Origin of the sequence: Flavobacterium sp. W21_SRS_FM6 (genome assembly GCF_052119645.1) — a bacterium.
Taxonomy (GTDB): Bacteria; Pseudomonadota; Gammaproteobacteria; order Enterobacterales; family Alteromonadaceae; genus Paraglaciecola.
In genome coordinates, this window is sequence record NZ_JBGQOM010000004.1 from 323292 (window position 1) to 346720 (window position 23429).

General features: G+C 43.0%; 15 protein-coding genes. 13 read left to right on the forward strand and 2 right to left on the reverse strand.

Going from position 1 to position 23429, the window contains the following annotated elements; translation table 11 throughout:
- The first annotated feature begins 2 nt into the window (after window positions 1-2).
- Window positions 3-1424 (forward strand): mannose-1-phosphate guanylyltransferase/mannose-6-phosphate isomerase, encoded by a 1422-nt coding sequence (locus ACEN2L_RS09480; protein WP_441743419.1) that lies wholly within the window; start codon window positions 3-5, stop codon window positions 1422-1424.
- A gap of 11 nt (window positions 1425-1435) precedes the next feature.
- On the forward strand, window positions 1436-2881 hold the full coding sequence (locus ACEN2L_RS09485) for a phosphomannomutase CpsG (RefSeq protein WP_441743420.1): 1446 nt from the start codon (window positions 1436-1438) through the stop codon (window positions 2879-2881).
- Between the two features lie 51 nt (window positions 2882-2932).
- On the opposite strand, the gene ACEN2L_RS09490 is transcribed toward ACEN2L_RS09485, so the two are convergent.
- Window positions 2933-3349, reverse strand: coding sequence for a DUF3429 domain-containing protein (locus tag ACEN2L_RS09490; RefSeq protein ID WP_441743421.1), 417 nt, complete (start codon window positions 3347-3349; stop codon window positions 2933-2935).
- A gap of 88 nt (window positions 3350-3437) precedes the next feature.
- Window positions 3438-4718, reverse strand: coding sequence for a citrate synthase (gltA, locus tag ACEN2L_RS09495; RefSeq protein ID WP_306023156.1), 1281 nt, complete (start codon window positions 4716-4718; stop codon window positions 3438-3440).
- Between the two features lie 396 nt (window positions 4719-5114).
- On the opposite strand from gltA, the gene sdhC reads away from it, so the two are divergent.
- From sdhC to ACEN2L_RS09550, 11 genes are all read left to right on the forward strand, one after another.
- Window positions 5115-5489, forward strand: coding sequence for a succinate dehydrogenase, cytochrome b556 subunit (sdhC, locus tag ACEN2L_RS09500; protein WP_306023155.1), 375 nt, complete (start codon window positions 5115-5117; stop codon window positions 5487-5489).
- Window positions 5483-5830, forward strand: a complete 348-nt coding sequence (sdhD, locus tag ACEN2L_RS09505) for a succinate dehydrogenase, hydrophobic membrane anchor protein (protein ID WP_441743422.1) — start codon at window positions 5483-5485, stop codon at window positions 5828-5830. Before sdhC ends, sdhD begins: the two co-directional genes overlap by 7 nt.
- Window positions 5831-7600 (forward strand): succinate dehydrogenase flavoprotein subunit, encoded by a 1770-nt coding sequence (sdhA, locus tag ACEN2L_RS09510; RefSeq protein ID WP_306023153.1) that lies wholly within the window; start codon window positions 5831-5833, stop codon window positions 7598-7600.
- 14 nt (window positions 7601-7614) lie between these two features.
- Complete coding sequence (locus ACEN2L_RS09515) at window positions 7615-8325, forward strand: succinate dehydrogenase iron-sulfur subunit (RefSeq protein ID WP_441743423.1); 711 nt, start codon at window positions 7615-7617, stop codon at window positions 8323-8325.
- 131 nt (window positions 8326-8456) lie between these two features.
- Window positions 8457-11279 (forward strand): 2-oxoglutarate dehydrogenase E1 component, encoded by a 2823-nt coding sequence (locus ACEN2L_RS09520; protein ID WP_306023151.1) that lies wholly within the window; start codon window positions 8457-8459, stop codon window positions 11277-11279.
- A gap of 9 nt (window positions 11280-11288) precedes the next feature.
- A complete protein-coding gene (gene odhB, locus ACEN2L_RS09525) occupies window positions 11289-12776 on the forward strand; it encodes a 2-oxoglutarate dehydrogenase complex dihydrolipoyllysine-residue succinyltransferase (RefSeq protein WP_441743424.1) in 1488 nt (495 codons plus the stop codon).
- 118 nt (window positions 12777-12894) lie between these two features.
- Window positions 12895-14061 carry an ADP-forming succinate--CoA ligase subunit beta gene (sucC, locus tag ACEN2L_RS09530; protein WP_306023149.1) on the forward strand — a complete coding sequence of 389 codons (1167 nt, stop codon included), beginning with the start codon at window positions 12895-12897 and terminating at the stop codon, window positions 14059-14061.
- On the forward strand, window positions 14061-14933 hold the full coding sequence (gene sucD, locus ACEN2L_RS09535) for a succinate--CoA ligase subunit alpha (RefSeq protein WP_306023148.1): 873 nt from the start codon (window positions 14061-14063) through the stop codon (window positions 14931-14933). The genes sucC and sucD overlap by 1 nt, the downstream gene beginning before the upstream one ends.
- A gap of 520 nt (window positions 14934-15453) precedes the next feature.
- Window positions 15454-18357, forward strand: coding sequence for a TonB-dependent receptor (locus ACEN2L_RS09540; protein ID WP_441743425.1), 2904 nt, complete (start codon window positions 15454-15456; stop codon window positions 18355-18357).
- 103 nt (window positions 18358-18460) lie between these two features.
- Complete coding sequence (locus tag ACEN2L_RS09545) at window positions 18461-19942, forward strand: tryptophan halogenase family protein (protein ID WP_441743426.1); 1482 nt, start codon at window positions 18461-18463, stop codon at window positions 19940-19942.
- A gap of 288 nt (window positions 19943-20230) precedes the next feature.
- The gene (locus ACEN2L_RS09550) at window positions 20231-23317 is read left to right on the forward strand and encodes a TonB-dependent receptor (RefSeq protein WP_441743427.1); all 3087 of its coding nucleotides are present in this window, start codon (window positions 20231-20233) and stop codon (window positions 23315-23317) included.
- The last annotated feature ends 112 nt before the right edge of the window (window positions 23318-23429 follow it).

Consider the following 23429-nt stretch of genomic DNA (forward strand, 5'->3'; position numbering starts at 1 on the left):
TAATGAAACCTGTTGTACTTGCTGGTGGGAGTGGTAGCCGTTTATGGCCTAAGTCGCGTGCTGCCTTGCCAAAACAATTTTTACGCTTAACTTGTGAACTCACCATGTTGCAGGACACCATTAAACGCTTGAATGGAACTCAAATTGCCGATCCCATAGTGATCTGCAATGAAGCTCACCGTTTTTTGGTTGCAGAGCAACTGCGACAAGAAGATATCAAGCACGGAGGCATTTTACTTGAGCCGGTGGGTCGGAATACGGCGCCTGCGATTGCCCTTGCCGCTTTACATGCTTCATTGGCTGGCGAAGATCCGACCCTGTTGGTTTTGGCTGCAGATCATTTAATTGGTAACAAGGCTGAATTTCACAAGGCTATCGAGCAAGCAGAGAAACTTGCTGAGCAAGGAAAATTAGTAACCTTTGGCATCGTGCCAGACAGTGCCCATACTGGCTATGGGTACATTAAGCGCGGTCGCGAAGTTTCAGCTCAAGAAGTCGGCTTCGAAGTGGCTCAGTTTGTTGAAAAACCCAATTTAACGACTGCACAGGCATATGTTGATTCAGGTGAATATTACTGGAATAGCGGTATGTTTATGTTCAAGGCGAGTCGTTATTTACAAGAACTTGAGAAATATGCGCCGGACATGCTGGCGATTTGTAAAAGAGCCATTGCTTCTGAATCACCTGATTTAGAGTTTGTTAGACTAGATGCCGAAATTTTCTCTACGTGTCCCGACGATTCGATCGACTATGCAGTGATGGAAAAAACCGATTCAGCTTGTGTAGTGCCACTTGATGCTGGTTGGAGTGATGTTGGCAGTTGGTCTTCTTTGTGGGAAACCGCACAGCAAAAAGACAGTAATAACAATGTGGTAATCGGTGATGCCATACTAGACGGTGTGCACAACAGTTATATTAATTCTGAACAACGATTAATTTCGGTCGTTGGGCTTGATGATGTGGTTGTGGTTGAAACTAAAGATGCAGTGTTAGTCGCCCACAAAGATAAGGTGCAGGACATTAAGAATGTGGTTAATCAACTAAAGGCTGAAAAACGTCCAGAATTTGAATTTCACCGCGAAGTATTCCGTCCTTGGGGCAGTTACGACTCCATTGATAATGGGGCTCGATTCCAAGTAAAACGTATCACCGTCAAGCCGGGTGAAAAATTGTCGGTACAAATGCATCACCATCGTGCAGAGCACTGGATTGTAGTTGCCGGTACCGCGAAAGTCACCAACGGTGAGCAAACCTTATTACTCTCTGAAAATCAATCGACTTATATTCCTATTGGTGTGATTCATGCTCTTGAAAACCCAGGTAAAATTCCACTTGAGTTAATTGAAGTACAATCAGGTACTTACTTAGGTGAAGACGATATTGTGCGTTTTTCTGACCGCTATGGTCGAGTAGATAGTAAATAAGGATCGTTAATATGCAACTAAGCTGTTTTAAGGCCTACGATATACGTGGCAAACTAATCGAGCAATTAGATGAGCACTCGGCTTATCGTATAGGACGCGCTTTTGCTGAATATCTCAATGCAAAAAGTGTGGTCGTTGGGGGCGATGTAAGATTGACTTCAGAGCCACTTAAGTTAGCGCTTGCGGTGGGCCTGATAGATGGTGGAGCTAAAGTACTTGATTTAGGTATGACGGGCACTGAAGAGATCTATTTTGCAACAAAACATCTAGGCGTTGATGGCGGCATTGAAGTAACAGCGAGTCATAATCCGATTGATTACAACGGCATGAAATTAGTCAAGGCAGACTCGAAACCCATTAGTGGTGATACTGGCTTGTTTGCAATTAAAGAACTAGCTGAAAGCTATGAAGAAAATTCAGTAAAAGCAGGTTTAATGTCTTTTTCGAATGGCTTTGTGAGTTCAGCTGACTTTGTTTCAGGTCAAAGTTCCGTGTCAGTTGAAAAGCTCGTGTTGAGTCAGGCTTATCAAATGGTATCTACGGAGAATGCTTACGTAGAACATATGTTGTCTTATATTAATCAAGATAATATACGCCCCTTGAAGTTGGTGGTTAACGCGGGTAATGGTGCAGCGGGTAAGGCCCTAGATGCGATTGAACAAACTTTGATAAAACTGCAAGTGCCTGTTGAGTTTATAAAAATTCACCACCAACCCGACGGTACGTTTCCAAATGGTATTCCCAATCCTTTACTACCGGAAAGTCGGGCTGATACGGCAAATGCAGTGAAGGCCCACAAGGCTGATATGGGTATTGCTTGGGATGGCGATTTTGACCGTTGCTTTTTGTTCGACGAAAACGGTGATTTTGTAGAAGGCTATTATATTGTTGGTTTGCTAGCGAAGGCTTTCTTGGATAAAGACCCAGGCGCTAAAATTATTTTTGACCCACGGGTCTATTGGAACACCGAAGATATTGTGAAATCTTCTGGTGGCGTACCTATTATGAGCAAAACAGGTCACGCTTTTATCAAAGAGCGGATGCGAGCAGATGATGCTGTTTATGGTGGTGAAATGAGTGCTCACCATTATTTCAGAGATTTCGCTTATTGTGATTCGGGTATGATCCCATGGTTATTGGTGGCAGAGCTGATTTGTACATCTAACAAGCCCCTATCAAATTTGGTCAAAGAGCGCATTGCGGCATTCCCTTCATCAGGCGAAATTAACCGCACCGTCAGCGATCCTGATAAGGTAATCAAAGCGGTGTTAGCGAAGTATGAAGCAAGTGCAAAGTTAGTTGATTACACTGATGGTATTGGTGTTGAATTCGACGAATGGCGATTTAATTTACGCAAATCAAACACCGAACCTGTTATTCGCCTGAATGTAGAATCGCGGGCAAATATTCCCTTAATGGAAGACAAAACAAAAGAACTGCTTTCTTTACTGCAATAAATGATAAAGACGACTTTTTTGGCCTACTAAGAAAGTCGTCATCTTTCACAGCTATGCGAATAAACCTGCCATAACAAAATGCATCAAAACCGTCACTGCAGTGAGCTCTATTCTTAATCGTTTATAATGTTTGTCTGAACTAAATACTCGCAGATCATACAACAACATAAAAATAAAGCCGCTTGCTAACAACAATATTGAAACCCTGCCATTTGGATTGAACAAGCATAGCCAAGCCAATAATGAGGGTAACATTGCCACACTCATTTGCATTTTACTGAATGTTCTTGATAAGGCATCGCTCCAATGAACGCCCCCTAAAAATGCTAAAATAACCGCACTATATTGGATAAAAAGTGTTTGTGACAGTAAGGGACTTAACCCTTCCAGAAAAGATAAAAGGGGTAAGCCTAAAAAGGGTAACAAACCACAATAGCCGAGCAATTTTGAATAGGGAACTACGTTCATCTTATTAGGCCTTAATATTCAACAAGTCAAAAAAAAGCGCTGTTTCAGTGAACTGAAACAGCGCTCGATAGTGTACTGGTTACATCAATTATTTTTCAATTTTATTGTACGGACGCAATGTATGACCAGTATATAGTTGACGAGGGCGGCCTATTTTTTGACCAGGCTGACTTAACATTTCATGCCAATGAGAAACCCAGCCAACCGTTCTTGCTAAAGCAAATATGCAAGTGAACATGTTGGTAGGAATACCGATTGCTTTGAGAATGATGCCTGAATAAAAATCAACGTTCGGGAATAGTTTCTTCTCAGCAAAATACGGATCGCTAAGTGCAATTCTTTCCAATTCCATTGCTACGTTCAGCAAAGGATCGTCAATGTTTAATTCAGATAATACTTCATGGCAGCTTTCACGCATGACTGTTGCACGTGGGTCAAAGTTTTTATAGACACGATGACCAAAACCCATTAATCGGAAGGGGTCATTTTTGTCTTTTGCTCGTGCAATAAACTCTGGGATACGGTCTACAGTTCCAATTTCTTCGAGCATAGTCAAACATGCTTCGTTGGCGCCTCCGTGAGCAGGGCCCCAAAGTGACGCTACGCCTGCTGCTATAACAGCATATGGGTTGGCACCCGAAGAGCCTGCTAAACGAACTGTTGAGGTAGAGGCGTTTTGCTCATGATCGGCATGTAAGATAAAAATTCTGTCAACCGCACGTGCTACTGCTGGACTAATTTTATATGTTTCAGCCGGTACAGAGAACATCATATTTAAAAAGTTTTCTGCATAGCTAAGATCGTTTCTTGGGTATACAAATGGTTGTCCGATGTTGTATTTGTAACACATGGCAACCAAGGTTGGCATTTTAGCCACTAAACGGTAGGCACTGCGTAAACGTTGGTCTGCATCATGTATATTTAAGTCATCGTGGTAGAAAGAAGCCATTGCGCCTACCGTGCCACATAGCATTGCCATGGGGTGTGCATCGCGTCTAAAACCACGGAAAAAGTTATTTACTTGATCATGAACTAAGGTATGGCGAGTGATGGTATTTTTAAAATCTTGATATTCTTCTGTGTTTGGCGTTTTGTCGTGTAACAACATATAACACACTTCGATGTAATCAGCTTCTCTTGCTAAATCTTCGATTGAATATCCGCGATGTAATAAAACACCTTTCTCTCCATCTATGAAAGTGATGGAAGACTCACATGAGCCAGTGGCCATAAAACCGGGGTCGTAAGTGAAATAACCGCTGCTGCCTAGTTTACGAATATCGATTACATCATGCCCTGCTGAACCAGACAAAATGGGTAGTTCAATTTCTTTATCACCGGCTTTTAAAATGGCTTTATTGTCTGCCATACTTTGCTCTCCTCAGACTGGTTACTTTTTGATAAAACAGCAATTGATTATGCTTACACGGGGAAAATCGCCGCTATTTGTACTGATAATGTCGTGTTATGTCAATTTTAATGCTTAGTTAAACGCATAATTATTTAATTAACTTTATTATTTATAAAAATTAATTTTAAATCTAAGACTTATAAGGCATTAATAATGAACAACAATTGTAATTAGCGAATTCGCTGGATATACTTTGCCATCTTGTTTGAGTGATAGCAAAGGCATTAATTTATTAATATCTAGTTAACATTTGAATAACATTTTCAGGGATGAAAATACTGTTTTTAGCAGGCTGTGGTGCGCAATGCGCCGGAGCATAATGTAAAACACCCTACAGGTAAAAGAGCATAAAACGTGAAAAAACAAAGACCAGTAAATTTACAACTTAATACCATTAGTTTTCCTCCTGCAGCTATTACTTCAATTCTTCATCGCATCACAGGCGTCGCCTTGTTTTTTGCTTTGTTGTTTGTGATCTGGGCGTGGGCGGTTTCAGTATCTTCTTTAGATGGGTTTGCGATGGTTCAGCAACAACTTAACGGTTGGTTGGGTAAATTTATCGCTATTGGGACTATTTCAGCATTGAGCTACCACATCTTAGGTGGAATCAGACATTTCATCATGGATACTGGTGCTTGGGAAGAACTTGAGTCAGGCAATAATAGTGCTAAAGCTATTATTGGTATTTGGATCTTATTAACGATTGTTGTAGGAGTTGTATTATGGTAACTAGCCAAGCTAGTTTGAAACGTGATGGTGTGCAGGACTATGTCACCATCAGAGCAACTGCCATCATTATGACGGCTTTTTCATTGTTTATGCTGTGGTATTTTGTAACAACGCCTCAGGTTACATTTGAGAGCTGGAATGGCCTTTTTTCTAATATTGCAATGAAAGTATTTACTTTCGCTACACTAGTTTCAATCATGCTGCACGTCAGAATCGGTTTATGGCAAGTCTTAACTGATTACGTTAAAGCACCTACGTTGCGTGCGGTGGTTCAATTCATACTTAATTTAATTGCCTTCGTTTATGTCGCGGTAGGTCTTTTTGTGTTGTGGGGTATTTAGATGGGTATTACAGTTCATGAATATGATGCAGTAGTGGTTGGAGCAGGCGGTGCTGGTATGCGCGCTGCTTTACAAATTTCTCAATCAGGTAAATCTTGTGCATTGTTATCTAAAGTTTTTCCAACGCGCTCACATACGGTTTCTGCGCAAGGTGGCATCACTGTAGCATTAGGTAATGCCCACGAAGATAATTGGGAATGGCACATGTACGATACCGTTAAAGGTTCTGATTATATCGGTGATCAAGACGCTATCGAATATATGTGTAAAACAGGTCCTGAAGCGATTATTGAAATGGAAAACATGGGTTTACCTTTTTCTCGTTTCGAAAACGGAAAGATTTACCAACGCCCCTTCGGCGGTCAATCAAAGAATTTTGGAGGCGAGCAAGGTGCTCGTACGGCAGCAGCGGCTGACAGAACAGGTCATGCCTTGTTGCATCTATTGTATCAACAAAATGTTAAAAATAAGACCAAAGTGTTCAGTGAATGGTATGCCTTGGATTTAGTTAAAAACCAAGACGGTGACGTGGTGGGTTGTACCGCGATTGATATTGAATCGGGTGAAGTCGTTTACTTCAAATCAAAGGCCGTTGTGTTAGCAACGGGTGGTGCGGGTCGTATTTATGCATCAACCACAAATGCACACATCAACACTGGCGATGGCGTTGGTATGGCGCTTCGTGCTGGTGTACCAATGCAAGATATGGAAATGTGGCAATTCCACCCCACCGGTATTGCCGGTGCTGGTACTCTAGTTACTGAGGGGTGCCGTGGTGAAGGCGGTTATTTGTTGAATAAAGACGGTGAACGCTTTATGGAACGCTATGCGCCCAATGCTAAAGACTTAGCAGGTCGTGATGTTGTTGCTCGTTCTATGATGACGGAAATACGCGAAGGTCGTGGTTGTGATGGCCCCTGGGGTCCTCACCTTAAGTTAAAACTAGACCACCTTGGGAAGGATGTACTAGAGTCACGCCTACCGGGAATACTCGAATTATCTCGTACTTTCGCTCACGTCGACCCTGTTAAAGAGCCTATTCCTGTTATTCCTACTTGCCATTACATGATGGGTGGTATTCCGACTAACGTTGATGGTCAAGCTCTCAGTATCGACTTACAAGGCAAAGCGACGCCAATTAAAGGTTTATTCGCTTGTGGTGAAATTGCTTGTGTATCAGTGCATGGCGCAAATCGATTAGGTGGTAATTCATTATTAGACTTAGTGGTATTTGGCCGCGCAACAGGTTTGCATTTAGGTAAAGCAATTGATGGCATTGAAGCACGTGATGCATCACAAGATGATGTCGATGCGGCTCTAGTTCGGTTTAATCGTTGGGAAAATTCTCCTAAAGGTCAAGGCGAAGACCCAGTGCAAATTAAGAAAGATTTGCAACAGTGTATGCAACTTAACTTCTCAGTATTTAGAGAAGGCGAGGCAATGGCACAAGGTCTTAAAGAATTAGGTGAAATAAGAGAGCGTCTTCAGTCGGCTCGCTTAGACGATAAGAGCAACGACTTCAACACCGCACGTATCGAATGCCTAGAATTAGATAACTTGATGGAAACGGCTTACAGCACAGCAGTTGCCGCTAACTTCCGTACTGAGAGTCGCGGTGCCCATAGTCGCTTTGACTTCCCAGACCGTGACGATGACAACTGGTTATGCCACTCAGTGTATTTACCTGAAAACGATACGATGCTGAAGCGAGACGTGAATATGACGCCTAAGCTTCGTGAAGCCTTTCCACCAAAAGCAAGAACGTATTAATAGGAGTAGCGAAGATGCAATTACATTTCTCAGTTTACCGTTACAATCCTGATATTGATAACGCGCCCCGTATGCAAGACTATCAGTTGGATCTTGAAGAAGGTCAGGACATGATGGTTCTGGATGCGCTGATTTTATTGAAAGAGAAAGACCCAACTTTGTCATTTCGTCGCTCATGTCGCGAAGGTGTGTGTGGTTCTGACGGCGTTAATATGAACGGCAAAAATGGCCTAGCATGTATTACTCCTTTGTCAGCATTAAAAGGTAATAAGATAGTGGTTCGTCCATTACCTGGTCTACCTGTCGTGCGTGATTTAGTTGTAGATATGAGTCAGTTTTACACTCAGTATGAAAAGATTAAGCCGTTTTTGATCAATGATGACAATCAACCACCTGCACGTGAATTTTTGCAATCGCCAGAAGACAGAGCTAAGTTGGACGGTTTATACGAGTGTATTTTATGCGCTTGTTGTTCAACATCGTGCCCATCGTTCTGGTGGAACCCTGATAAGTTCATTGGTCCTGCTGGTTTATTACATGCCTATCGCTTTTTAGCAGATAGTCGTGATACGGCCACTGAGCAACGTCTAAGTGGTTTAGATGATGCCTTTAGTGTGTTCCGGTGTCATGGCATTATGAATTGCGTCAGTGTATGTCCAAAAGGCTTAAATCCAACTAAAGCCATTGGTCAGATCAAATCAATGTTGTTAAAACGCGCAGTATAAGTTAGCTTGCCATTCTTAATTGAATGGCAATACCTATTTTTTGATTTAAAGTAACCTGTGGGTTAAGCCCACTAAAGTAACGTGTGTATCTGCACACATAATTGTAAGTCTTATCAAATCAAGGGACGACAATGCAACAAAGCGTGATGAAAGCATGGTGGGACTCTTCTCACATGGCTGGTGGCAACGCTGCTTATGTAGAAGAAATGTATGAAGCGTATTTAGATAACGCACAAAGTGTCTCTGAACAATGGCGTGAAATTTTCGACAAATTACCCAAAGTTGAAGGCGTATCAGTCGAATCTAAACACAGCGTAATAAGAGAACAATTTCGCTCATTAGCCGCTTTAGGACCCGCTGCGCGGGTTGGTGGAAGTGCTTCACCTACTAGCAATACAAGTGATGAGAAGCAAGTCAAAGTATTACAGTTGATAAATGCATTTAGATTTCGTGGGCACCAACATGCCAATCTCGATCCTTTGCAGCTTTGGAAGCAGCCCAGAGTTCGTGATTTAGAACTATCTCATCATAATCTTTCCGAACAAGACTTCGATACTGTTTACAACGTTGGTTCTTACGCTATTGGCCAAGAAACAATGCCTCTGGGTGAGTTGTTTAAGTCACTGAATCGCACTTATTGTGGTTCGATTGGTACCGAATACATGCACATCACCGACACTGAACAAAAGCGTTGGTTACAGAACCGCATCGAGTCAGTACAAGCCAAGCCTGAAGTGCCTCGTGAAGAAAAAATTGCGATTCTCAAGGGGCTTGTTGCTGCCGATGGTATGGAAAAATATCTCGGAGCTAAATTTCCGGGTGCCAAACGCTTTTCATTAGAAGGCGGTGATTCTTTGGTACCGATGTTGAAGGGACTAATTTCTCACGCTGGTAATTGCGGTACTAAAGAAGTGGTCATTGGTATGGCTCACCGCGGGCGTTTAAACGTACTTGTCAATGTTCTGGGTAAGAATCCTTCTGTGCTGTTTGATGAGTTTGCCGGTAAACACGATAATTCGTTAGGAGCCGGTGACGTTAAATACCATGCGGGTTATTCTTCAGATTTTGCTACCCCAGGTGGAAACGTCCATTTAGCGCTAGCGTTTAACCCATCTCATTTAGAAATTGTTAACCCAGTAGTGATTGGTTCGGTTAGAGCACGTCTAGACAGACGCAACTGTACTGACGGTTCGCTTGTTTTGCCGATCACCATTCATGGTGACTCTGCGATTGCTGGCCAAGGTGTGGTGCAAGAAACCTTTAATATGTCACAAACTCGCGGTTTCAAAGTGGGTGGCACTGTTCGTATCGTTATCAACAACCAAGTTGGTTTCACTACATCTAAAACTGAAGATACGCGTTCTACTCAGTATTGTACTGATATAGCAAAAATGGTTCAGGCGCCTATCTTCCATGTCAATGCTGACGATCCTGAAGCTGTTTTATTCGTGACAAAACTAGCTTTAGATTATCGCAATCAGTTCAAGCGTGACGTTGTCATCGATCTAGTGTGTTACCGCCGTCATGGGCATAACGAGGCTGATGAGCCAAATGCAACTCAACCCTTAATGTACCAAAAAATCAAGAAGCATCCTGTTCCTCGCGAATTGTACGCTGATCAATTGGTAGCAGAGGGCAGTATCGAAGCCCATGAAGTTGAAAAATTAATTGGCGATTATCGTGCAGCGCTTGATCATGGTGCTTGCGTATTAGATGAGTGGCGTCCAATGACAGAACATTCTGTCGACTGGTCACCTTACCTAGGCCACGACTGGGACGTGAGTTACGATTGCGAAATCAGTGTAGAAAAACTTCAAGAGTTAGGTAATAAACTGTGTTCTTTCCCTGAAAGTCACCAATTACAGTCTCGTGTTGCCAAGCTTTATCAAGATCGCGTAGCGATGATTGCTCAAGAAAAACCCTTAGATTGGGGAATGGCAGAAAATTTAGCCTATGCGTCTATCGTGGATACGGGCAGTAAGATCCGTATGACCGGCCAAGACTCCGGCCGTGGTACCTTCTTCCACAGACACGCTGTTCTGCACAACCAAGCTGATGGCTCTGCCTATATGCCGTTGCAGCATATCAGCCCTAAGCAAGGAAAAATGGAAATTTATGATTCTGTTTTGTCTGAGGCGGCGGTACTTGCTTTTGAATTTGGATATGCCACTGCTGAGCCAGGTTGTTTAACTATCTGGGAAGCTCAGTTTGGTGATTTCGCCAATGGTGCTCAAGTGGTGATTGATCAGTTCTTGAGTTCTGGTGAAGCAAAGTGGGGCCGCTTATGTGGTCTAACCTTATTGTTGCCCCACGGATATGAAGGGCAAGGACCTGAGCATAGCTCAGCTAGACTTGAACGCTTCTTACAGTTATGTGCTGACCACAATTGGCAAGTATGTGTGCCATCTACCCCGGCTCAGGTATTTAACATGTTGCGCCGTCAAATACTCAGACCCACACGTAAGCCTTTGATTGTGATGTCTCCAAAGTCTTTGTTGCGTCATCCGCTGGCTGTCTCTTCACTCGAAGAACTCTCAACGGGGGTTTTCCATAACGTCATTGGTGAAGTAGACGAGTTAGTGCCGAGTAAGGTTAAGCGCGTAGTGTTATGTTCAGGCAAGGTTTATTACGATTTGCTCGAACAGCGTCGTAAAAATGAACAAGACGACATCGCGATTGTTCGAATCGAACAACTCTATCCTTTCCCTCATGCTGAGTTAGCTCAGGCTATTAGTGACTATCAACATGTGACTGATTGGGTGTGGTGTCAGGAAGAACCTCAAAACCAAGGCGCTTGGTACTGTAGCCAGCACCATTTTTGGGCGTCAATCCCTGAAGGTGCAAAACTGAGTTACGCTGGTCGTCTTGCTTCTGCATCACCTGCGGTAGGGTATATTTCTGTTCACAACCAACAGCAAGCTGATTTGATTGCTGATGCATTAACAATTAAGTAAGGAACCAGTATGACTATTGATATAAAAGTACCGGTATTGCCAGAATCAGTGGCTGATGCATCGATTGCAACTTGGCATGTGAAAGTTGGCGAAAAGGTCAGCCGTGATCAAAGCATTGTAGATATAGAGACAGACAAGGTAGTACTTGAAGTTGTTGCTCCAGCAGATGGTGTAATCAGTGAAATATTCCAAGTCGAAGGTGAAACTGTTCTTGGCGAGCAGGTTATCGCTAAATTTGAATCAGGTGCCAGTGCTGCTAAAGAGAGTAGCGCTCCAGCACCTACCGCAAAAGAAACTTCAAACAGTAAAGGTGAAGCAGTGGAAATTAAGGTACCGGTACTGCCCGAGTCAGTGGCAGATGCAACAATAGCAACTTGGCATGTTAAACCAGGCGAAGCTATCTCTCGTGATCAGAATTTGGTTGATATTGAAACCGATAAAGTGGTGCTAGAAGTTGTTGCGCCAGCTGACGGTTCACTTAGTGAAATCTTGTTTGAAGAAGGTGCCACAGTTTCAGGTGAACAAGTGATCGCTTTGTTTACTGCTGGCGCTGCGCCTGCGGTAAGTACTCCAGCTGCAGATTCGGCGAGTCCTGCATCGAATGAAGAAAATGATGCATTGAGTCCATCTGTGAGAAGATTACTTGCAGAAAAAGGCTTAGATGCAGCAAAAATTAAAGGTACAGGTAAAGGCGGTCGTGTAACCAAAGAAGACGTTGAGAAATTCCTACAGGCGCCAGTTGCTTCTGCTAAAAGTGCATCATCAAGTGCTGCAGCTCCAGTCTTAAACGTGGGGAGCCGCACAGAGAAACGTGTGCCGATGACTCGTTTACGTAAAACGATTGCAACTCGTTTGTTGGAAGCAAAAAACAGCACGGCAATGTTAACGACATTTAACGAAGTTAACATGAAGCCCATTATGGACTTGCGCAAGCAGTATCAAGATAGTTTCGAAAAACGTCATGGCATTCGTTTAGGTTTTATGTCGTTTTATGTTAAAGCGGTAACAGAAGCACTGAAGCGTTTCCCTGAAGTTAACGCTTCAATTGATGGCGATGATATTTGTTACCATAACTACTTTGACATCTCAATTGCCGTATCGACACCGCGTGGCCTAGTTACGCCGATATTGCGTGATTGCGATACGCTAGGAATGGCTGGCATCGAATCTGGCATCCGCGACTTAGCGGTAAAAGGTCGTGATGGCAAACTGACGATGGAAGATATGCAAGGTGGTAATTTCACTATTACTAACGGCGGTGTTTTTGGCTCTCTATTGTCTACGCCTATTATCAATTTGCCACAAAGTGCAATTTTAGGGATGCATAAAATTCAAGACAGACCAATGGCAGTTAACGGCAAAGTAGAAATTTTGCCCATGATGTATTTGGCACTTTCTTATGACCACAGAATCATTGACGGTAAAGAGTCGGTGGGGTTTTTGGTTACCATTAAGGAAATGCTTGAAGATCCTACACGTTTGTTGCTAGACGTGTAATGTAAACGAGGTAAGTAGCAATTCGTTACTTACTGAAGTGCCGTTTTCTTGTTGAAAACGGCTTCTAATCAAGCTGCATAATTGCGGCTTTTTCTAAATTAAAACGGATAGATACACCATGAATTTGCATGAATATCAAGGCAAGCAGCTATTCAAAGAGTATGGTTTGCCAGTTTCTGAAGGGTTTGCCACTGATACTCCTGAAGCGGCGGCTGAAGCAGCTGACAAAATTGGCGGAACTGAGTGGGTAGTAAAATGCCAAGTACATGCTGGCGGTCGCGGTAAGGCTGGCGGTGTTAAGTTGGTAAAATCTAAAGAAGAGATCAAAGCATTTGCTCAAAAATGGTTAGGTCAAAACTTAGTAACTTTTCAAACTGACGAAAATGGTCAACCTGTCAGTAAGATCTTGGTTGAATCTTGCACTGACATCGCAGATGAGCTTTATTTAGGTGCAGTTGTTGATCGTACTTCACGTCGTATCGTTTTCATGGCTTCGACTGAAGGCGGTGTAGAAATCGAAACTGTTGCTCATGAAACACCAGAAAAGATTTTAAAAGCTGAAATCGATCCTATCGTTGGTGCTCAGCCTTATCAAGCACGCGAAATGGCGTTTAAACTTGGTTTACAAGGCGTTCAAATTAAACAGTTTACGCAAATCTTTTTGGGTTTAGCGAAAATGTTCGTTGATTTGGATATTGCGTTGATCGAAATCAATCCACTTGTTATCAAAACTGATGGCAACATTCACTGTCTAGACGCTAAAGTAGCCATCGACGGCAATGCGGCTTATCGACAGCCAAAAATTCGTGAAATGCATGATCCATCACAAGATGACGCACGTGAAGCTGAAGCGGCGAAATGGGAACTTAACTACGTTGCATTAGACGGTAACGTTGGTTGTATGGTTAATGGTGCCGGTCTTGCTATGGGTACTATGGATATCGTAAACCTTCACGGTGGCAAACCCGCTAATTTCCTTGACGTTGGCGGCGGTGCCACCAAGCAACGTGTTGCTGAAGCGTTTAAAATTATCTTATCTGATAAGAATGTTAAAGCGGTTTTAGTTAACATCTTTGGTGGTATCGTTCGTTGTGACATGATCGCAGAAGGTATCATTGGCGCTGTTAAAGAGGTTGGTGTTAACGTACCTGTTGTTGTTCGTCTTGAAGGCACTAACGCTGAACTAGGTCGTGAAGTACTAGCAAAGTCTGGCCTTGATATTATCGCTGCAAGCAGTTTAACTGATGCGGCCCAGCAAGTTGTTAAAGCCGCGGAGGGCAAATAATGTCTGTATTAATTAATAAAGACACCAAAGTTATCTGCCAGGGTTTCACCGGCGGTCAGGGTACATTCCACTCTGAGCAAGCAATTGCTTATGGGACAAAAATGGTTGGCGGTGTAACACCTGGTAAAGGTGGCACGACACATCTTGGTTTACCCGTTTTCAATACAGTACGTGAAGCGGTCCAAGAAACGGGCGCAACAGCGACAGTAATCTATGTACCAGCCGCGTTTTGTAAAGATTCTATCGTTGAAGCTGCTGATGCAGGTATCGAATTGATCATTTGTATCACTGAAGGTATCCCCACTATCGACATGTTGTTTGTGAAAGAATATTTGAACGTAAAAGGCGTTCGAATGATCGGTCCAAACTGCCCAGGCGTGATTACTCCTGGTGAATGTAAGATCGGTATCATGCCTGGACATATTCACAAGCCAGGTAAAGTGGGTATCGTTTCTCGTTCTGGTACATTGACTTACGAAGCCGTAAAACAAACTACTGATGAAGGTTTTGGTCAATCTACTTGTGTTGGTATTGGTGGTGATCCAATCCCTGGTTCTAACTTCATCGATATTTTGAAGTTGTTCCAAGAGGATCCTCAAACTGAAGCCATCGTTATGATCGGTGAGATCGGTGGATCTGCTGAAGAAGAAGCTGCTGCTTATATCAAAGCACATGTGACTAAGCCTGTTGTTTCCTACATCGCTGGTGTGACTGCACCTGCTGGTAAACGTATGGGGCACGCTGGCGCCATAATTGCTGGTGGTAAAGGTACAGCTGATGAGAAGTTTAAAGCCTTAGAAGATGCAGGTGTCAAAACCGTGCGTTCTTTAGCTGATATAGGTAAAGGTTTACGCGAAATTACTGGTTGGTAAGGTAAGCTAAACATCGAGTTAGAAACCCGCTTTTATGCGGGTTTTTTGTTTTCTCGTCTCTATATTTTTATAAACATGCCCACTACATACACTTTCCTGCCTAATAACGTGTCCTTTTGCGCTAATTGAGAAGTTTTTGTTCCGTAAGTTGTACTATTTTTACCTGTAAACTACAGTCTTTTTTGTAAGGCTCCTTATCATGTAAATGGGTTATAACGTTGAGGTTTTTCAGAAACTAGGTACGAGCCGGCTATGGCTCAGTATTCTGCTCATACTAAACCATTTCAGTTTTCCATTTTCTTTATGGGGCGTTGCCGATTTTTTAACATTCATACGCCGTATTTGTTGCCAACTTGTAAAATTATTAACTAATTGTGCAGTGAATACGTATGCAGTGCGTTGAGTCATTGCCTATGCTACCTGTAGTATTCGGCCTAGAAAAACAAAAATGTAACAATTGAATGTGAGTTTTTAACGTTTCATTGTTTGCATCAGTAACTCTTAAAAACGGGACACACATATGAAGTACTTCAAACCTAATTTAATTAAAGCGGCACTTATCACCAGTGGTTTTGCAGTGGGATTAACCCCAGCCTTAGCCCAAGAAACACCTGAATCTGACAATCTTGAGGTGATTCAAGTCTCCGGTATACGTGGCTCACTTATCAGAGCACAAGCGGTGAAGCAGGACAATACCTCAATCGTTGAAGCGTTATCAGCAGAAGATATTGGTAAATTACCCGATTCCTCAATTGCTGAATCATTGTCTAGATTACCAGGTTTATCAGGTGAGCGCGTAGGTGGACGCACTTCTGGTATTTCTGTCCGTGGTTTTAAAGAAGACTTTACAGGTACGTCGTTAAATGGCCGTGAACTGATTGGTATTGGTGATAACCGGGGTGTTGAATACGATTTGTACCCATCAGAAATCATGACGGGTGCAACGATTTACAAAACCACTGATGCCACTTTGATGGTTCAAGGTATTGGCGGTACAGTTGATTTGCAAACAGTTCGCCCTCTACAAGCCCAAGAAACCTTAACCTTAAACGGAAATTATGAATTAAGCGGCAGTGAAGCAGATAATCCAGAGTTTGATAATAAAGGGCACCGTGTTTCATTGTCTTTTGTTGAAAAATTTGCAGATGACACCATCGGGATTGCGGTCGCACTAGCCACATCAAAGTCACCCAACAATCAACGTAAGTATGGTGTCTGGGGATACAGTGAAAATGACGATGGTCAGATATTGCCTAGTGGTTTAGACACTCAAGCTATCAGCACTGAGTTGAAACGCGATACTGCTTCAGTTGTTTTACAATTTCAGCCTACAGATGACCTTAGCATCACCCTTGATGCACTTAATATCGATTACTCTGACTCTGGGGTTATTCGCGGCTTTATTGAGCCCTTTAACGCTATAAATGTCACAGGCTCTGGTACCAGTTCTACTGGCACGCAAGTCGGTGCTAACCCAGTATTAAGAACTGACCCAGCGCAAAAAGACGGTGATTTGAAAGTGTTTGGCCTAAATGTTGAGTACAATCTGAATGATAACTGGTCGGTAGAACTTGACGCGGCAAATAGCAAATCAACTAAACGTGATTTACGTGGCGAGTCCTATGCTGGCTTAGCGCGAAATGGTGCCCTTACCAGTGAAGAGTTTGGCACACGTACCTTTGAAATGAGCCCTGATGGCGTATTTTTCACCGGCTCTACAGGTTTAGACGCCTTTGCTGACCCGACCGCGCTACAACTTGCTGGCCCACAAGAGTGGGGTGGTGGTTTAGCTAACTTGGCTTCACAATTTGAAACTGATGTCTTAAAAGCTAATGGTGACCCTTACAGCTACTTTAATGCTCAAGACGGTTTCTTAAACTACGCCGATTTCAGTGAAGAATTGACCACGGTTAAGCTGGAAGTTGTTGGTATACTTGAGGGTGACTTCTTTACTCAAGTGACTGCAGGTGTTAATTACAGCGACCGCTATAAAGATAAAGAAAACAAAGGCTTTTTTGCGACGTCTGAATCTTACCCTTTATCAACTGCAATTCCTTCAAATTATTTGTATAACGGTTTAGCTGACTTAACGTGGGCCGGATTTGGTTATGTTGTTGCTTATGATGGTTTTGCACCTTATGAAGATGGTACTTATACCTTAAATGACGCTGGTTTACTTGAGCCGGACCGTTTAGGCGATACCTATACCGTTGACGAAGAAGTCACCACCTTATATATCAAAGGTGACTTTGAAACTGAGTTAGGCGATTTCCCTGTCAGAGGTAACATCGGTGTGCAATACGTGCAAACAGATCAAAGCTCATCTGGTTATACAGGTGTTGTTGGCGCTAACTTTGCTGTGTGCGATGCCGACAACAATCAACAAATTGATGCTGAATGTGAAACGTCTATTGGTACCGATTACAATCACGTACTACCTAGTTTAAATGTCAGTGTTGAAGTGGGTGATAACAAGTTTGTGCGTTTTGCCGCCAATAAAACCATTAGCCGCGCACGTATTGATCAAATGAAAGCCTCTGGTTTTGTCAAATTTGACCAAAACATTGACTTAATCTCTATTCCTAATACTCAAGCAGCGGTAGCAGAATATGGTTCACCTTGGTCTAAGTTTGCAGGTAATCCTTTGCTCAAGCCTTTAGAATCAAATAACGTTGATTTATCATTTGAAAACTATTTTGAAGATGAGGGTTATGTATCAGTTGCGGTATTTTATAAAGACCTCGTTAACTGGACTCGCGATGGAAATTTATCTATCAATTTCAGAAACGATGAAACCAACAACGGTGCAGATTACTTTATTCCAGGTTTCCATGATCGTGTGGTGACCACTTCAGGTTTATATGGTCCAGCAAACGTGCAGTACACCGCTGGTGACACCGTAACCCCCCCTGATTTTGGTACGTTTTCGTATTTTGAAGATGGCTTAACCGGTACTGTTAAAGGTGCGGAGTTAACCGCTAATGTGCCTATGACCGTCATCTCTGATGCGCTTGAAGGCTTTGGTATTGCCGCATCTGCAACCTTAATTGATGCCGAATTAGAAGATGGCTCACCCATTCCGGGCCAGTCAGATAGAACCTATTCATTGACCGCTTATTACGCGATGGATGGTTTTGAAATTCGGATCGCCGGAACCGACCGCTCAGGTTTCTCAACCTATCAACGTGGTGGCTCCAATAAAATTGAGAGTGCAACACGTAACGGTGTAACGTTGGTAGATGCGCAAATCTCGTATGACTTCGAAAATTCAAGTAACGATTATTTGAATGGTCTACGTGTGTCATTGCAAGGGACTAACTTGACCGATGTAGATGAAGAAACCGTTGATGGTAATGGTATCGTGACCTTACGTCGTCAGTTTGGACCCTCGTACATGCTCAACTTCAACTATTCTTTTTATTAGAAAATAGTGAGTTTAAAAGACTCCTTAAGTTCATTGCTTAAGGGGTCTTTTTTGTTTGTGGGTTTTAGTATGCTTGTGACCAACGTGTTTCTAGGAATTGTTTATGCGGATTTGTATCGTCGGTGGTGGGACTGCAGGGTGGATGGCAGCAAATTTATTTGCACATCATTGGACTGATAAACCCATCGAAATAGTGTTGGTTGAGTCTCCTGAAGTAGGCATAGTAGGAGTAGGTGAGGGATCCACTCCTACATTAAAACGATTTTTTGAAATGTTGGGCATTGCTGAATCTGATTGGATGAGTCGATGCAATGCGACTTACAAAGTAAATATTAAGTTTGCCGGTTGGAGTCCTCAGTCGGGTATTGATGATTACAGTCATCCTTTTATTTCACAATTAGATACCTTTTCTCAAGGTGCTTTTTTTATGAATTGCCGCACACGGCGTTTAGGATTAGCTACTCACACCAGTCCCGCTGATTTTTTATTAAATGGAGTGCTCGCCCAACAAAATAAAGGACCCATTACACCGGATCACTTTCCATTTAGGATGGAATATGGTTATCACTTTGACTCTTATTTATTGGGTGATTTTTTAAAAGAGCACGGAAAAAAATTGGGTGTGATACATAAACAAGCTTTTATTTCAGGCATCGAAAAACAGCTTAACGGTGATATAAAACACTTACTATGTACTGACGGCGAGCGAATAAGTGCAGAGCTGTTTATTGATTGCAGTGGTTTTTCGAGTTTACTCATGCAACAGCAATTAGGGGTGAAGTTCAAGTCTTACCACAATAATTTGTTCAATGATGCAGCAGTAGTTATGCCCAGTACAATCAGTTCAGCTATTCCCGTTGAAACCACTGCAACGGCGCTAAGTAACGGGTGGTGCTGGAAAATTCCATTGACCAATCGATTCGGCAATGGCTATGTATATAGCTCTGATTTTATTAATAGTGAGCAAGCTGAAACTGAATTGCGTCAACATCTCAATATGATGGAAAACGAACACAATTGCCGTCATTTAAAAATGAAAGTAGGATGTTTAGAGACGCATTGGCAGAATAACTGCGTTGGTTTGGGTTTGGCACAGGGGTTTATTGAGCCTCTCGAAGCCACCGCTTTGCATTTGGTGCAAATATGCATCGAGATGTTTATCGATGACTTTAGTGCTGGTAATTTTACCCAACAATTCCAAGCCCAGTACAATCAAAAAGTAACCGAGCGGTTTGAGCGGGTCCGAGACTATATCGTGGCGCATTATAAAATAAATACTCGCAATGATTCTGAGTATTGGCGTGCAAATCGCAACAACCCGCATTTATCTGAATCATTAATTCAATTGTTAGAAGTATGGTATCGACGTGAAGATTTAGAACAAGAGATAAAACGCCAAAACATAGAAAGCCATTTTGGCACGGTATCCTGGCATTGTTTACTGGCAGGATATGGTGCATTCCCCCCGATAGCTGATAAACAGCCTGGCACTGGTGACTTGTATGTAGACCAGAAAATTAAGTCCTTCTTACACGGCTGCTCCCTCAACTTTCGTGCTCATCAACATAATCTTGAACGTCTATAGTTGCCGCTCGCTCATGGTTTGAGCCGATAGGTGAGGGTTAATTTCTTCATTGTGTTGCTATTTTTACTCCCTTTTCAGCTATTCAAGAAGAGTAGGGCGGACGCATCACAAACACATTTCCTACCCTTTTCATCTGCATACGTATGCAGGGATTGAATACGTATGCACGAGGTTGTTGCACTTGTTAACTGGGCGTTAATATTCCGTTAGAAAAATAGGGGTGGTTGCGGTTCGGGGAATTTTTCGCGTTCGACGACCATCTGACAATAACGGAAACGGGACACGTAAATGAAAAAATTTAGACCCAGTTTAATAACGGCAGCGTTGGTTGCCAGTGGTATGGCAATTATTAATCTACCAGTTTACGCACAGGAAGCCGACGTTGAGATAAAACCACTCTCAGGCGAAACGCCTTCTGATGAAATTGAGAAAATTGAGGTTAGGGGCTTTGCTACTAGCTTAATTCAGTCATTAAACCAAAAACGCTTTGGCGATACCGTATCAGAGCAGATCTCTGCGGATGACTTGGGGGGCTTACCTGACGTGTCGATGGCGGATGCCTTAACGCGTTTGCCAGGCATTTCTGCGGTACGTACTGGTGGCCAAGCTGCCGAAATAAACATTCGCGGTTTGTCAGGGGACTTTGTTTTTTCAACCTTAAACGGACGTGAACAAGTGTCCACCAGTGGTTCCCGTTCTATTGAATTCGACCAATATCCTTCAGAACTTATTTCCTCCGCTGCAGTGTATAAATCGCCAAAAGCATCCTTAATTGAAGGCGGTGTAGCGGGTACGGTAGAATTAGAAACAGCCAGTCCCTTAAGTATCGACGGTGATTACAAGTTCAATATCAATGCCCGAGGCATGTACAACGATCGCGCCAGTGAAGTCTCTGACGCAGAACAATATGGCCATCGTTTTAGTGTGTCATATCAAACTAAGTTTTTAGACGAAACACTAGGCTTAGCCTTAGGATACGCGCGTTTATACCAGCCTAGTGTATCAACTCAATTTATTGGCTTAGCGTATAACACCGAAGCCGATGTTGATGGTTTAGCCGGTGATATTGAAAACGTCAGTGCTACCTGTTTGGCCACAGAGCCATGCGCGGGTTATGAGAAAATCAGCGAAGGTTTTGAAATGCAGCACCAAGGTGGTGTTGAAACCCGAGACGGTTATATGGCTGCCCTTGAATGGGCGCCCACCGATAATTTCACACTTAAAACAGATGTGTTTTTATCTAAGTTTGAATCTGAGGAGTTTGCGCGCGGGTTTCGGGTAAAATTAGGTGGCAGTCAGGTGTCTATCGCCAATCCCGTGATTAAAGATAATCATGTGATTGGCGGCGCATTCAATCGCACTTCAGGTAGCTTTACCCGTGTTGAGTTAGTCAATGATGATAACCGTGACAGTGATCAAGTTTTTAGTGCAGGAATTAAGGCAAACTGGCAAGCAACTGATAACCTGAGCATGACCTTTGATGTGAGTTTATCCAAGGCTGAAAGTGATTTTCAAAATGGCTTGTTATGGAGTTTAGTGGGGGAAGACGCTACTGCTACCAATCCACAGTTTGATAAAAACATTTCTTTGTCTTATTTGTTAAATGGCCTCAACTTACCGGATTTAGCATTTAATCAAGCCGACGCATTCAGTGATATAGACCGAGTTATGGTCAGTAGGTACGGTATTTACCCCTTTAAAAATAAAGATGAACTTAAAGCGTATCGGTTTGACGTGAAGTACGAGCTTGATAACGACTTTATCTCTTCTATTGAATTTGGCGCCAGATACTCTGATCGAGAATACAATAACGATCGGTCGGTGTTTGAATACGGTAACGACTCTGCCTTTTCAGTTAGCCAACCACCGCTACGCTTGACTGACGATATGGTGAATCGTGTAGGTTGGGGCAGTGAATTTGCATATTTTCCTAATTATTTATCCATTGATTTAGACAAAGCCTTGAGCGCTTGGTTTCCTTCTGGCATTCCGCAGCCTGTGCAAACTTGGGGGGTGGGTCATCCCGGCGTGATTAACAGCCCAACCGGCAATGAAGGGCCCAATACGGCTTGGTCGATGCAAGAGAGTGGCGACGTATTCGAAGAAGTAACCGCCGCTTATTTGATGGCCAATATCGACACTGAAATCGCGGGTTTGCCTATCACCGGTAATATTGGAATTCGTCGTGTTGAGTCAACCCAAAGCTCAACAACGCTACAAGATGTCAGTACCACCGAGACCGTTTTTGATGAGCGTGGTAATGAAGTTGAAGTCACCGTTGGCGACCCTACGCGCGGCGCACAATATATCACTGATGATGCAGGTTTAATTAATAGCTTCTTTCGTCCAGCTCTATTAAGCGATACTTACACCGACTATCTACCTTCATTAAATTTAAATTTCCGTTTAACGCAAAGCCAGCAATTGCGTTTTGCTGCGGCAAAAGTGATGGGGCGCGCACCTATCAACCGCTTTGCAGCTAACACAACTACTAACGTTCAAACTGTAAGTGCGAGTCAAAACCCTGACACCGGTGAAATCATCCTGTCTAGTCCAACAGCTAAAATCAATGGTAACAGCCGCAACAGTCCATACTTGCGGCCGTTTTATGCTGACCAATATGATGTGTCTTATGAATATTACTTTACCGAAACTGACGGCGCTTTTGTCGCAGCTCTGTTTTATAAAGACATTAAATCATTTGTAGACGACATATCACTCGAACCTTATGACTTTGCTGGTAATGGCTTTGTGGTACCTACTGAGGTGTCGGTACCCGTATTTGTTGAGGCCGATTCGCCAGGCGCCACGCCAGTAAGAGCAAGGGATGAGAATGGGGATCCGCTATCGGTAATCGTTCCTACTGAAAATGGTCGCTATGACACGGCAGTAAATAATGCTAGCGGCGGTTATATTCGCGGTCTCGAGCTGACCTATACGCAAATTTACGACTTTTTACCTGGGGCGTGGTCAGGCCTCGGTATGAACGCCAGTTACTCCTTCACTGAAAGTGAAATCACCCGCACGTTGACCGACTCAGTATTTTCAATTCAGCTACCAGGTTTGTCGGAAAATGTGGCTCAGGCCACCGTTTTTTGGGAGTACGAAGGTTTTGAAACACGAGTGAGTGCCCGTTATCGAGATGCGTTTGTCTCTAAGCAAGTGGCTGTAAACGAGCAAACTGTTAATTTTGCTTCTGAAGTAGTGGTGGACCTGCAAGCGGCCTACGACATCAATGAAAACCTAGGTGTAGTATTTCAAATCAATAACCTAACCGATGAACCTACCCGTAGCTATTTTGGACAAGAAGACTTAACAGGGACCATTCAATTTTTTGGTACTCAGTACTTCTTAGGAGTGACCTATTCATTATGAGTATTCTAACTATTAGTTCATTTAGTCAGCTGCTTAGCGGCAGAAAATTGTCAAATCTACCAAATTGTGTGGCTTTGTTAAGCAAACTATCCATGACATCGGAGCAACCCCC